Source organism: Streptomyces sp. NPDC059743 (assembly GCF_042732975.1).
GTDB lineage: Bacteria > Actinomycetota > Actinomycetes > Streptomycetales > Streptomycetaceae > Streptomyces.
Map to the genome: position 1 here is coordinate 278162 of NZ_JBHWGS010000007.1, position 12156 is coordinate 290317.

Consider the following 12156-nt stretch of genomic DNA (forward strand, 5'->3'; position numbering starts at 1 on the left):
TCGGCGGGCGGTTTGTCGTGTTCCGCATTGCTCAAGGTCTTGACGGGGAGCAGCCCGAAAGGCTGAGCTTAGGGTTCACAAGTTGGAGATACGTCGGGGTCTCATTGGCGCGGCCCCGGCCGGCGGCGGCGGTCGTGCCGGCTGCCAAGGGCAGGAGTGGATCAGTCGTGGAGACTCCAGGGTCGCAGTCGTCTCTGCACCGGGCCAACCTCGAACGAGTCGTACGAGCTGTTCGTATGGCCGGTTCGCTCACCCAGGCGGAGATCGCCCGGAGCACGGGACTGTCGGCGGCCACGGTCTCCAATATCGTCCGTGAGCTGAAGGACGGCGGCACGGTCCAGGTCACGCCCACCTCGGCGGGCGGCAGACGGGCCCGCAGCGTCTCGCTCAGCGGGGACGCGGGCACCGTCATCGGCGTCGACTTCGGCCATACGCATCTGCGGGTGGCCGTCGGCAATCTCGCCCACCAGGTGCTCGCCGAGGAGTCGGAGCCGCTCGATGTGGACGCCTCGTCCGCCCAGGGATTCGGCCGCGCCGAGGAGCTGGTCGAGCGGCTGATCGAGAGCACCGGTGTCAGCCGCGGCAAGGTGATAGGCGTCGGGCTCGGCGTTCCCGGGCCGATCGACGTGGAGTCGGGCACGCTCGGCTCCACCTCGATCCTGCCGGGCTGGAGCGGTATCAATCCCAGCGACGAGCTGGCCGGCCGTCTCGGTGTGCCGGTGTACGTGGACAACGACGCGAACCTCGGCGCGCTCGGCGAGCTGGTCTGGGGGAGCGGGCGCGGCGTCAGGGACCTGGCGTACATCAAGGTTGCCAGCGGTGTCGGCGCCGGTCTGGTGATAGACGGCCAGATCTACCGCGGCCCGGGCGGTACGGCCGGTGAGATCGGCCACATCACGCTCGACGAGTCGGGCCCGGTCTGCCGCTGCGGCAACCGCGGCTGTCTGGAGACCTTCACCGCCGCCCGTTATGTCCTGCCGCTGCTCCAGTCCAGCCACGGCGCCGAACTGACCATGGAGCGCGTCGTCCAGCTCGCCAGGGAAGGCGATCCGGGCTGCCGCCGTGTGGTCGCCGACGTGGGCCGTCATATCGGCAGCGGTGTGGCGAATCTGTGCAACCTCCTGAACCCCAGCCGGGTGGTGCTGGGCGGCGATTTGGCGGAGGCTGGGGAGCTGGTGCTCGGCCCGATACGGGAGTCGGTCTCCCGGTACGCGATCCCCAGCGCGGCACGGCAGCTCTCGGTGCTTCCCGGGGCGCTCGGCGGCAGGGCCGAGGTGCTCGGCGCGCTCGCCCTGGTGCTCAGCGAAATGGGCGATTCGACCCTTTTGGAGAGCGTCATTCCGGCCACGACACCTGCCTTCACTTAGATAACGAATGGCACCGTTGTCATCTCGTTAAGGATTTACTCCTTGACGCCGACCTCGGAGCCGAGTTGACTTCCAGCCACCTCGGCCGCAACGACGCGGCCTCGTCAGGGAGGTTTGTGAAGTGAACGCAATGATGCGTCGTGCTGCCGTGGCCGCCGCCGCCACCGCGATGGCCGTCTCGCTCGCCGCCTGTGGCAGCGCGGCGGAGTCCGGCGACAATGCGGATGCGTCGAAGTCGTCGGACAACAAGGGCCCGATCACGGTCGGCCTGCTCCTGCCGGAGAACGAGACCGCCCGGTACGAGAAGTTCGACAAGCCGCTGTTCGAGAAGAAGGTCAGCGAGCTGACCGACGGCACGGGCAAGGTCGTCTACGCCAACGCCAAGCAGGACGCGACGCTGCAGAACCAGCAGGTCGACACGATGATCACCAACAAGGTCGATGTGCTCGTCGTGGACGCCGTCGACTCCAAGGCCATCGCCAGCTCGGTGCAGAAGGCCAAGGACGCCGGTATACCGGTCGTGGCGTACGACCGTCTGGCCGAGGGACCGATCGACGCCTACACCTCCTTCGACAACGAAGAGGTCGGCCGGGTCCAGGGCAAGGCGCTCCTCGAAGCGCTCGGTGACAAGGCCAAGTCCGGCGACATCGTGATGATCAACGGCGCCGTGACCGACCCGAACGCCGCCCTGTTCAAGAAGGGCGCGCACTCCCAGCTCGACGGCAAGGTGACCATCGGCAAGGAGTACGACACCAAGGAGTGGAAGCCGGAGAACGCCAACGCCAACATGGAAGGCGCCATCGCCGCCCTGGGCAAGGACAAGATCATCGGCGTCTACTCCGCCAATGACGGTATGGCCGGCGGTATCATCACCGCCCTCAAGGGCGCCGGCTTCACCAAGCTCCCGCCGGTCACCGGCCAGGACGCCGAACTCGCCGGTGTGCAGCGCATCGTCGCGGGCGAGCAGTTCATGAGCGTCTACAAGTCCTACCCGGAAGAGGCCTCCGTGGCCGGCGAGATGGCCGTCGCGCTCGCCAAGGGCGAGAAGCTCGACTCCATCGCCAAGTCGACGGTCGACAGCGCCACCACCAAGGGCGTTCCCTCGGTGCTCGTCCCGGTCGTGTCGCTGACCAAGGACAACATCAACGACACGGTCATCAAGGACGGCATCTACACGGTCGCCGAGATCTGCACCGGCGCCTACAAGGCCGACTGTGACGCGATCGGTCTGAAGTAGGTCACCCGGGTCACCCGGGGACCGTGCGGTCCCCGCCGGGTCCGCCCGGTGACCTGCCTCCGGTGAAGCCTGTCCGGCACCCCGCCCACCCAACAGCCCCGCAGCTCGGGCGGGGTGCCGGATGGAACCACCTCGGCCGCCGTGCCGCACGCCGTGCTCCGGCACCGTGCGGCCGGCCCCGTCCGTTCTCTTCTGCTCGACCTCCGCGCCTCCCCCCGGCGCGGCATCCCCGCCGGTCAGGCGGCGAAGGAGATGGTTCACGTGACCGCTACGCCCGTGCTGGCGTTGCGAGGGGTCTCCAAGCGATTCGGTGCCGTCCAGGCGCTCACCGAAGTAGAGCTTGAGGTCCACTCCGGTGAGGTGGTCGCCCTGGTCGGCGACAACGGTGCCGGGAAATCCACGCTGGTGAAGACCATCGCCGGCGTGCATCCCATCGATGACGGAGTCATCGAGTGGGAAGGCAGGCCCGTCTCGATCGGCAGGCCGCACGACGCCCAGAGCCTGGGCATCGCCACCGTCTACCAGGACCTGGCGCTGTGCGACAACATCGATGTCGTCGGCAACCTCTACCTCGGCCGTGAACTGCGGAGCTGGGGCGTGCTCAACGAGGTCGAGATGGAGCGCCGCTCGCGCGAGCTGCTCACCACCCTGTCGATCCGTATTCCGAGCGTCCGTATCCCGATCGCCTCGCTCTCCGGCGGCCAGCGGCAGACCGTGGCCATCGCCAGGTCCATGCTCGGCGAGCCCAAGCTCGTCATCCTGGACGAGCCGACCGCGGCCCTCGGTGTCGAGCAGACCGCCCAGGTGCTCGACCTGGTCGAGCGGCTGCGCGAGCGCGGTCTCGCCGTGCTGCTCATCAGCCACAACATGGCGGACGTCAAGGCCGTCGCGGACAAGGTGGCCGTGCTCAGGCTCGGCACCAACAACGGCGTCTTCGATGTCGCGTCCACCTCGCAGGAAGAGATCATCGCGGCCATCACCGGAGCCACGGACAACGCCGTGACCCGTCGCGCGTCGCGCACCGTGGAGGTTCAGAAGTGACCACCGAGAACACCTCCCCCTCGCTCGACAAGGCGGCGCCGGCCGGCCAGGCACCGGCCCCGGTCGACGCTCCCGCCGCGGCGGACGGCGCGGTCACCGCGGTCGACCCGCGGCTGCTCGTGCGCGAGCAGGGATTCGGCGGCTATATCACCGAGTTCAAGCGGAAGATCCGCGCCGGTGATCTGGGCGCGATACCCGTCGTGCTCGGCCTGATCATCATCTGGGCGATCTTCGGCAGCCTGAACTCCAACTTCCTGACCGCGGAGAACCTCAGCAATATTTCCGTGGCCATGGTCGGCACCGGCATGATCGCCGTCGGTATCGTCTTCGTCCTGCTGCTCGGTGAGATCGACCTCTCGGTCGGCTCGGTCAGCGGTGTCGCGGGCGCGACCTTCGCGGTCCTCAGCGTCACGCACGGCATGGCGGACTGGCTGGCGTTCGTCCTCGCCATCCTCACCGGTACGGCCGCCGGAGCCATCCACGGCTTCTTCTTCGCCCGGATCGGTGTCCCGGCCTTCGCCGTCACCCTGGCCGGTCTGCTGTTCTGGAGCGGCTTCATGCTCCAGCTCCTCGGCGACAGCGGCACCGTCAACCTGAGCGCCGACAGCCTGGTGGCCAAGCTCACCACGTACTACTTCACCGATGTGGCGGCGGCCTACGGTCTCGCCGTGGTCGCGGTGGCGGTCTTCTTCCTGACCTCGTTCTTCGAGAACCGGCGGCGCGAGGCGGCCGGAGTGCCGTCCAGGCCGCTCAGCGAGACCATCCTGCGCTCCGCGCTGCTCGCCGTGGTGGCCTTCGTCGTGGCGGCCCTCTTCAACCAGTACAAGGGCCTGCCGCTGGCGGTGGTGATCTTCCTCGCGGTGCTCGTGATCACCGACTTCGTGCTGCGCCGCACCAGTTACGGCCGTAAGGTCTTCGCACTCGGCGGCAGCGTCGAGGCCTCCCGCCGCGCGGGCATCAATGTCGCGCTGGTCCGTATCTCGATCTTCTCGCTCGCCGGTACGTTCGCCGCGGTCGGCGGTCTCTTCATCGCCTCCAAGATCGCCGCGGCCAACCAGGGAGCGGGCAGCGGCGACCTGCTGATGAACGCCATCGCGGCGGCCGTCATCGGCGGCACCAGCCTCTTCGGCGGCCGTGGCCGCACCTGGAACGCGCTGCTCGGTGTGCTGGTCATCGTCTCGATCCAGTACGGTCTCGCCCTCCAGGGCATCGCCTCGCCGATCCAGAACATGATCACCGGCGCGGTGCTCCTCGCGACCGTCGTCATCGACGCCGTGACCCGTAAGACCCAGAAGGCGGCGGGCCGCGCCTGAGCGGACGCCGTACGAGACGCCGTACGATTCGCGGGCCGTGCCCGGCATCCGACCTCGGGTGCCGGGCACAGCCGTGTTCCGGGCGTCGGCGATATGACGTACATACATCCGATCGAGTGATGTGCAACGCACCGCCCGCTGATGACACGCGCGAGCGGAACATTAGACTCGCCAGATCGGCAGAGCTGGACCAGCCCAAAACGCAAGGAGGCACAGTGAAGCAGGTGCCGCGCGAAGCGCGCCGAGCAGGATCGGGGGTGGGCGGATGGGAGCTGATGACCCGCATCCGAGGACCTCGCGATCTGGACCGGCTCGGCCCGGAGCAGCTTGAGGAGCTGGCCGCGGAGATCCGTTCGTTCCTCGTGGACGCGGTCTCCAAGACCGGCGGCCACCTCGGCCCGAACCTCGGTGTCGTCGAGCTGACCATCGCCCTGCACCGTGTCTTCCACTCGCCGAAGGACAAGATCCTCTTCGACACGGGCCATCAGTCCTATGTCCACAAGCTGCTCACCGGCCGTCAGGACTTCTCGCGGCTGAAGAGCAAGGGCGGTCTGTCGGGCTATCCCTCCCGCGCCGAGTCCGAGCACGACATCATCGAGAACTCGCACGCCTCCACCGTGCTCGGCTGGGCCGACGGTCTCGCCAAGGCCAACCAGGTCCTGGACAAGGACGACCGCGTGGTCGCGGTGATCGGCGACGGCGCGCTGACCGGCGGTATGGCCTGGGAGGCGCTGAACAACATCGCCGACGCCAAGGACCGCCCGCTCGTCATCGTCGTCAACGACAACGAGCGCTCGTACGCACCGACCATCGGCGGCCTCGCGAACCATCTCGCCACCCTGCGCACCACCGACGGCTACGAGCGCTTCCTGGCCCGCGGCAAGGACCTCCTGGAGCGCACTCCGGTCGTCGGCAGGCCTCTCTACGACACCCTGCACGGCGCCAAGAAGGGCCTCAAGGACTTCATCGCGCCGCAGGGCATGTTCGAGGACCTCGGACTGAAGTACGTCGGTCCCATCGACGGCCATGACATCGAGGCCCTGGAGTCCGCGCTGCTGCGGGCCAAGCGCTTCGGCGGCCCGGTCATCGTGCACTGTCTCACCGAGAAGGGCCGGGGCTATCAGCCCGCGCTCGCGGACGAGGCGGATCGTTTCCACGCCGTCGGAAAGATCCATCCCGACACCGGTCTGCCGATCGCCTCCTCGGGTGTCGACTGGACCGCCGTGTTCGGCGAGGAGATGGTCAAGCTCGGCAGGGAGCGCGAGGACATCGTCGCGATCACGGCCGCCATGCTCCAGCCGGTCGGTCTCGACAAGTTCGCCAAGCTCTTCCCGGACCGGGTGTACGACGTCGGCATCGCGGAACAGCACGGCGCCGTCTCCGCGGCGGGCCTGGCCACCGGCGGTGTCCACCCGGTCTTCGCCGTCTACGCGACCTTCCTCAACCGGGCCTTCGACCAGGTCCTGATGGATGTCGCCCTGCACCGCTGCGGTGTGACCTTCGTCCTGGACCGCGCCGGGATCACCGGCACCGACGGCGCCTCGCACAACGGCATGTGGGACATGTCGATCCTCCAGGTCGTGCCCGGTCTGCGGATCGCCGCGCCGCGCGACGCCGACCAGGTGCGCGCCCAGCTCCGCGAGGCGGTGGCCATCGACGACGCACCGACCGTGGTGCGCTTCTCCAAGGGCGCGGTCGGCCCGGCCGTTCCCGCCGTCGGCCGGATCGGCGGTATGGACGTGCTGCGCAGGCCCGCCGAGGGCCCGGCGGATGTCCTGCTGGTCTCCGTCGGCGCGCTCGCGCCGATGTGTCTGGAGATCGCCGGGCTGCTCGACAAGCAGGGCATCACCACCACCGTTGTCGATCCGCGCTGGGTCAAGCCGGTGGACGAGGCCCTCGCGCCGCTCGCCGAGCAGCACCGTGTCGTCGTCACCGTCGAGGACAACAGCCGCGTCGGCGGAGTCGGTTCCACGATCGCCCAGACGCTGCGCGACGCCGGCGTCGACGTACCGCTGCGGGACTTCGGCATCCCGCCGCGCTTCCTCGACCACGCCTCCCGCAAGGAGGTCATGGCCGAGATCGGGCTGACCGCGCCGGACGTCGCACGCCAGGTCACCGGCCTGGTCGCGAAGCTGGACGGCCGGCTGGAGGACTCGCCCACCGAGGCCGCCCGCGACTGAGCACCTGTTCCCCCGAACGGCTGATGGGCCGGTCGGTCCGCCCTGTACGGGGTGGTCCGACCGGCCCATCCGTGTGAAATAAGACATTGCGGGTGCCAGGGCTGCACGGCCTCTCGGTCATTGCCGGAACGACGCGCACACGGAGGTATGCCGGTGAGTACACAGCACGCCCCGGGACCAGCCGGAAACGGGATGTTCCGTACCAAAGGCGTCGAGCAGTCCATCCGTGACACCGAGGCTCCCGAGTTCGCGCTCAGGAAGTCGCTCTCCGCGCTCGATCTCACCGTCTTCGGTGTCGGTGTGATCATCGGTACGGGAATCTTCGTACTGACCGGAGTGGTGGCCCGGCAGAACGCCGGACCGGCCACCGCGCTCGCGTTCGTCGTCTCGGGCATCGTCTGCGCGCTGGCCGCCCTCTGCTACGCCGAATTCGCCTCGACCGTACCGGTGGCCGGATCCGCGTACACCTTCGCGTACGCCTCGCTCGGCGAGCTGCCCGCCTGGATCATCGGCTGGGACCTCGTCCTGGAACTGGCGCTGGGCTGCGCGGTCGTGGCCGTCGGCTGGTCCGGCTATGTGCGCTCGCTGATGGGCAACGGAGGCGTGAGTCTGCCGGACTTCCTGTCCGGCACCCATGGCGGAACGTTCGGCTTCGATCTGCTCGCGTTCCTCCTCGTGCTCGTCCTGTCCGGCATCCTCGTCCTCGGTGTGAAGTTCTCCTCACGGGTCACCGCCGCCGTCGTCGCGGTGAAGGTCACCGTCGTGCTGCTCGTGATCGTCGTCGGCGCGTTCTTCATCACCGGCTCCAACTACCGGCCGTTCATCCCGCCCGCCGAACCCAGCCCGGGCGGCGGCGGACTGAAGGCTCCGCTCATCCAGCTCATGTCCGGCTATATGCCCACCGACTTCGGTGTCATGGGCATCTTCACCGCCGCTGCCGTCGTCTTCTTCGCCTTCATCGGCTTCGACATCGTCGCCACCGCCGCCGAGGAGACCGTCGACCCGCAGCGCGACGTCCCGCGCGGCATCCTCGGCTCGCTGTTCCTCTGCACGGTGCTGTATGTCGCGGTCTCCCTCGTCGTCACCGGGATGCAGCACTACTCCCAGCTCTCCGTGGACGCTCCGCTCGCCGACGCCTTCAAATCCGTCGGCCATCCCTTCTGGGCCGGGCTCATCAGCTTCGGCGCGGCCGTCGGACTCACCTCCGTCTGTATGATCCTGCTGCTCGGCCAGACCCGGGTGTTCTTCGCGATGAGCCGCGACGGACTGCTTCCCAGGACCTTCTCCCGCGTACAGCCCCGGTTCGGCACGCCCTACCGCTCGACCGTCCTCCTCGGTGTGATCGTGGCGGTCGTCGCGGGCTGCACCTCCATCGAGGAGCTCGCCGAACTGGTCAACATCGGTACGCTCTTCGCCTTTGTCGTGGTCGCGCTGGGCGTCGTCCTCCTGCGCCGGCGGCGTCCCGACCTGCCGCGCGCCTTCCGCACTCCGCTGGTGCCGTATCTGCCGATCGCCTCCGTGCTGGCCTCCCTGTGGCTGATGCTCAATCTGCCCGCCGAGACCTGGCTGCGCTTCGGCATCTGGATGGTCGTCGGCTGTGTCGTCTACGCCTTCTACGGACGTGTCCACAGCCGCCTCGCAACCGCCCGCTGACGGCGGGCAGCGGCTCGTACCGGCCTCCGCGATGCTCGCCGAGCCGCCGCCGCCCGCCCTGCGGCACGGACACTCCCGGCACCGCGCCGCACCGCCCACGGCCCGCGGGAGCGCCCCGTACTGGCGGCGGCTGCTCCCGGTCGTCGCGCTGGTGGTCCTGATCACCCGGATCCCGTCCTTCCGCCATCCTCTGTGGAGCCCGGACGAGGGCTATCTCGCCGTCCAGGCACGGATGCTGGCCGACGGCGGAGCGCTGTACGAGACCGTCGTCGACCGCAAGCCGCCGCTGCTGCCCTGGCTGTACGAGGCCGTCCTCGCGCTCTTCGGCGACGGCTCGCCGTACGCGATGAAGGTCCTCGCAGCCTTCGCCCAACTGCTCACCGCCGCCCTGCTGGCCGCCGTCGCGCGCGAGCGCTGGGGCGACCGGGCGGGCCGGACCGCCGGAGTCCTCCATCCGCTGCTCTCCATCGGCCTCAATCCCGAGGACACGCAGGCCGCCACCTTCGAGGTTTTCATACTGCCGTTCACGGCCGCGGCGATCTGGTGCGCGGGCCGCGGGCGCCCGGGCGCCGCCGGACTCGCCGTCGCCGGCGCCCTGCTGACGAAACAGACCGGCGGCGCCGTCCTCGTGCCCGTCCTGTGGCTGCTGTGGCACTCCGCGCCCGGCAGAGCCGGACTGCCGCGGCTCGCCGCCGGGCTCCTCCTGCCGGTCCTCGCGGCGGCCCTGCTCACTGATCCGTCCGGCTTTCTCTTCTGGACGCTGACGGGATCGGCCGCGTACGCCGCCTTCACCGGCTCCGGACTCCATATGGTCTCCCGGGGCCTCGCCAACACCGCCCTGCTCGCTCTCGCCTGCTCCGCGCTGCTGGCACCGCTCGCCCGGGCCCGGCGCACCGCACGAGGCGGCACCGCGGATCTGTGGGTGTGGCTCGCCGCCTCGGCCGTCGCCGTCGTGGCGGGCTTCCACTTCTTCGGCCACTACTTCCTGCAACTCGTGCCGCCGCTCGTGCTGCTGGCGACCGCCGCCCTGCGCCCGCTGTCCCGCGAACGGGCCGCGTCCGCGCTGCTGACCTCGGTCTGCGTCTGCGCGCTCTTCCTCACCTGGGGCTTCCTCGCGCCACGCCCGGAGCTGGCCCACGCCCAGCGGCTTGCCGACGCCGTACGGGCCCGCACCGGGCCCGCCGACCGGGTCCTGGTCTGGGGGATACACCCGGAGACGTACTGGCTCGCCGACCGGACGCCCGCCAGCCGCTATCTGACGGCCGGTCTGCTCACCAACTACAGCGGCGGCCGGGACGGCCCTCAGGTCGGCGAGAAGTACGCCATGGCGGGCGCCTGGCCCGTACTCGTCGGCGAGCTGCGCTCCCGTCCGCCCGCCCTGGTCGTGGACGACTCGCGCGGCGGCCCCTACGGTCCGGGCCGGCTGCCCACCCTGCGCGCCCTGCTGGCCCGGCAGTACCGGCCGCTGCCGGCGACGGTCGACGGCGCGGTGCTCTACGTACGCTCCTCCTCAGGAGGCTGACGTACGGTCCTGGGGCCCACGCACCGTGCGCCGTACGCCGCCACCCGGCGGCACAGCTCCCGGTCGGCCGACACGACGACACAGCCGAGCCCGTCCGCCGCCGCCCGCGCCTAGGGCCTCTCGTGTGGATCTTGCTGGGCTCGCGTGCCCTGGCACCGCGCCTCGCGGCGTTGTCGTCACTCAACGACGCTCCGCGTCGCCTCCCTCCTCCGCCTTGCGATCCACGGCACCAACGCCGACATCAGCCGCTCCCGCGGCGGGCGCTCCCTGATCCAGCCAGATCCACACGAAAGACCCTAGCTCCACGATCCGGTCGTCGCCGCTGCCCGGCGCGGGCTCGACCCGTACGCCCGGCACCGCCGCCACCTCCCGGGCCGCGCCCTCCACGACCAGCACGATCTCCACGGGCCCCGGATGCCCGGCGATCCCGCGCCCGGCGTACGGCACCAGGGAGTCGCGCAGCCGCTCCGTGGCGCCGCGCCGGTCGCGCCACCATCCGTCGGGCACGGAACCGACCACGTTCGCCGCGTCCACGACGATCTGAGTCCGCATCCCGCAAGCGTGTCACAGCGGTGGCACACGCGGGCTCCCGGATCCGCCGCGGTACCCGCGCGTATCATCGTGTCCCGGGTTTCCAGCGCTCGGGAAGGTGGCAGCGGGCCATGACACCGAGGTCCGGACGGACGTCGAGACGATCGGGAGACGGCGCGGGCAGCGCCCTGACGGGCGAGCCGCGCCGTACGCTCCCGGCACTTCCCGTGGACAACTCCCTCCCGGCGACCACCGGCTGGCTGCTGCGCGGCAAGGACGGCAGGCTCACGGCCTACGCGCCGGCCGCCGAAGGCGTGCTGCGCTGGACGGAGGACCGGCCCGGCGGCCCGGACTGGTCGGGACCCGAACTGCTCGCCGCACCTCGTGCCGGTCTGCTGCCGTATCTCTCCATCGCCCAGAGCGCGGAGGGCTTCGTCCATCTGCTGGCGGTGCGCAGGCGTCCCAGCGCCGACGGGCCCGACGAGGTCGATCTCCTGCACGCCGTCCAGTTCCAGACGGGCCGTCCGCTGCGGGACTGGCAGTCCCTGGGCAATCCGCACGGCAAGGACCGGGCGAAGGCCCTCCGTATCGGCATGCCCTCGATGGTCCTCGACACGACCGGCTCCGTGCATCTCTTCGTACGGAACGCGAACGGCCGTCTCTCGGCCAAGAACCAGCTGCGGTCCGGCCGTTGGCGGGCCTGGGGCGGCGCGAACCCGGAAGGGACCGTGCTGACCGGCGAGGCGGCGGCGGCCGTCGCCGATCACGGTGGGATCGAAGTCCTCGTGCCGGCCCGGGACACCATCGTCCGCTGGCTGCGCGAGAAGCCCGAAGCGGCCCTGGAACGCGCCGAGGACGAGCCGGTCGCCCCGGTCGCGCCCGGCACGCTCATCGCGGAGCGCACGGGCGCGGGAGGGCTCACGTACTTCTGGCGCGATGCCGAGGACAGTACGGTCCACGCCTGGCGCCCGGGCATGGACCCGGTCCGGCTGGGCGGTCCCGGCGCCGGACCGCTGGCCCTGCTCCGTACTCCCGTCGACGGCCACGACTGCACGATCCTCGCCCAGCGCGGCCCCGACGGCCGTCCCAGCATCGCCGCGTATCCGACCGAGAACGAGGCCGTGGGCCTCAACTGGACTCCGTCCGGCGAGCCCTGCGTGGGCGCTCCGGCCCTGGCCCTGGACGGCGACGGCAGAGTGGTCCTGGCCGCACTGGGCGAGGACGGCACGCTGCGGCTGGCCCGCCAGAAGGCGGAACCGGGCCTGGCCCTGGCGGCCTGGACACGGGTCTGACGGCCCGTACGCGGCACGAC

Annotated in this window: 9 protein-coding genes and 1 pseudogene; 8 read left to right on the forward strand and 2 right to left on the reverse strand. The window is 70.1% G+C overall.

Translation table 11 applies throughout. The features are described from left to right. Positions 1-167: 167 nt before the first annotated feature. From ACFV6H_RS15685 to ACFV6H_RS15715, 7 genes are all read left to right on the forward strand, one after another. The gene (locus tag ACFV6H_RS15685) at positions 168-1367 is read left to right on the forward strand and encodes an ROK family protein (protein ID WP_384981055.1); all 1200 of its coding nucleotides are present in this window, start codon (positions 168-170) and stop codon (positions 1365-1367) included. A 133-nt stretch (positions 1368-1500) separates the two neighbouring features. Next, positions 1501-2604, forward strand: a complete 1104-nt coding sequence (locus ACFV6H_RS15690) for a substrate-binding domain-containing protein (RefSeq protein ID WP_176732565.1) — start codon at positions 1501-1503, stop codon at positions 2602-2604. 252 nt (positions 2605-2856) lie between these two features. Further along, on the forward strand, positions 2857-3645 hold the full coding sequence (locus tag ACFV6H_RS15695; RefSeq protein ID WP_093597036.1) for an ATP-binding cassette domain-containing protein: 789 nt from the start codon (positions 2857-2859) through the stop codon (positions 3643-3645). Beyond that, positions 3642-4958 carry a sugar ABC transporter permease gene (locus tag ACFV6H_RS15700; RefSeq protein ID WP_384791246.1) on the forward strand — a complete coding sequence of 439 codons (1317 nt, stop codon included), beginning with the start codon at positions 3642-3644 and terminating at the stop codon, positions 4956-4958. Before ACFV6H_RS15695 ends, ACFV6H_RS15700 begins: the two co-directional genes overlap by 4 nt. Positions 4959-5233: 275 nt before the next feature. After that, a complete protein-coding gene (gene dxs, locus ACFV6H_RS15705; protein WP_385541925.1) occupies positions 5234-7138 on the forward strand; it encodes a 1-deoxy-D-xylulose-5-phosphate synthase in 1905 nt (634 codons plus the stop codon). 147 nt (positions 7139-7285) lie between these two features. Further along, the gene (locus ACFV6H_RS15710; protein ID WP_385541927.1) at positions 7286-8791 is read left to right on the forward strand and encodes an amino acid permease; all 1506 of its coding nucleotides are present in this window, start codon (positions 7286-7288) and stop codon (positions 8789-8791) included. Between the two features lie 31 nt (positions 8792-8822). Continuing rightward, positions 8823-10313 (forward strand): glycosyltransferase, encoded by a 1491-nt coding sequence (locus tag ACFV6H_RS15715; protein ID WP_385542125.1) that lies wholly within the window; start codon positions 8823-8825, stop codon positions 10311-10313. Here the strand turns inward: ACFV6H_RS15715 and ACFV6H_RS15720 are convergent. Next, positions 10286-10396 (reverse strand): annotated as a pseudogene (locus ACFV6H_RS15720) (NTP pyrophosphohydrolase); the annotation flags it as partial. The gene ACFV6H_RS15715 and the pseudogene ACFV6H_RS15720 sit on opposite strands and share 28 nt — an antisense overlap. Before the next feature lie 97 nt (positions 10397-10493). Next, positions 10494-10865: an NTP pyrophosphohydrolase gene (locus tag ACFV6H_RS15725; protein WP_385541929.1), complete on the reverse strand. Its 372-nt coding sequence runs from the start codon at positions 10863-10865 to the stop codon at positions 10494-10496. 110 nt (positions 10866-10975) lie between these two features. Here ACFV6H_RS15725 and ACFV6H_RS15730 point away from each other — a divergent pair, with 110 nt between their 5' ends. Then, positions 10976-12136 (forward strand): hypothetical protein, encoded by a 1161-nt coding sequence (locus ACFV6H_RS15730; RefSeq protein WP_385541931.1) that lies wholly within the window; start codon positions 10976-10978, stop codon positions 12134-12136. Positions 12137-12156 lie beyond the last annotated feature (20 nt).

Excerpts from the sequence above, each read along its gene's own strand:
- ACFV6H_RS15690 (WP_176732565.1), top strand. The coding sequence starts at position 1,501 with ATGCGTCGTGCTGCCGTGGCCGCCGCCGCCACCGCGATGGCCGTCTCG.
- ACFV6H_RS15695 (WP_093597036.1), top strand. The coding sequence starts at position 2,857 with ATGGTTCACGTGACCGCTACGCCCGTGCTGGCGTTGCGAGGGGTCTCC.
- dxs (WP_385541925.1), top strand. The coding sequence starts at position 5,234 with ATGACCCGCATCCGAGGACCTCGCGATCTGGACCGGCTCGGCCCGGAG.
- ACFV6H_RS15710 (WP_385541927.1), top strand. The coding sequence starts at position 7,286 with ATGCCGGTGAGTACACAGCACGCCCCGGGACCAGCCGGAAACGGGATG.
- ACFV6H_RS15715 (WP_385542125.1), top strand. The coding sequence starts at position 8,823 with ATGCTCGCCGAGCCGCCGCCGCCCGCCCTGCGGCACGGACACTCCCGG.
- ACFV6H_RS15725 (WP_385541929.1), bottom strand. The coding sequence starts at position 10,865 with ATGCGGACTCAGATCGTCGTGGACGCGGCGAACGTGGTCGGTTCCGTG.
- ACFV6H_RS15730 (WP_385541931.1), top strand. The coding sequence starts at position 10,976 with ATGACACCGAGGTCCGGACGGACGTCGAGACGATCGGGAGACGGCGCG.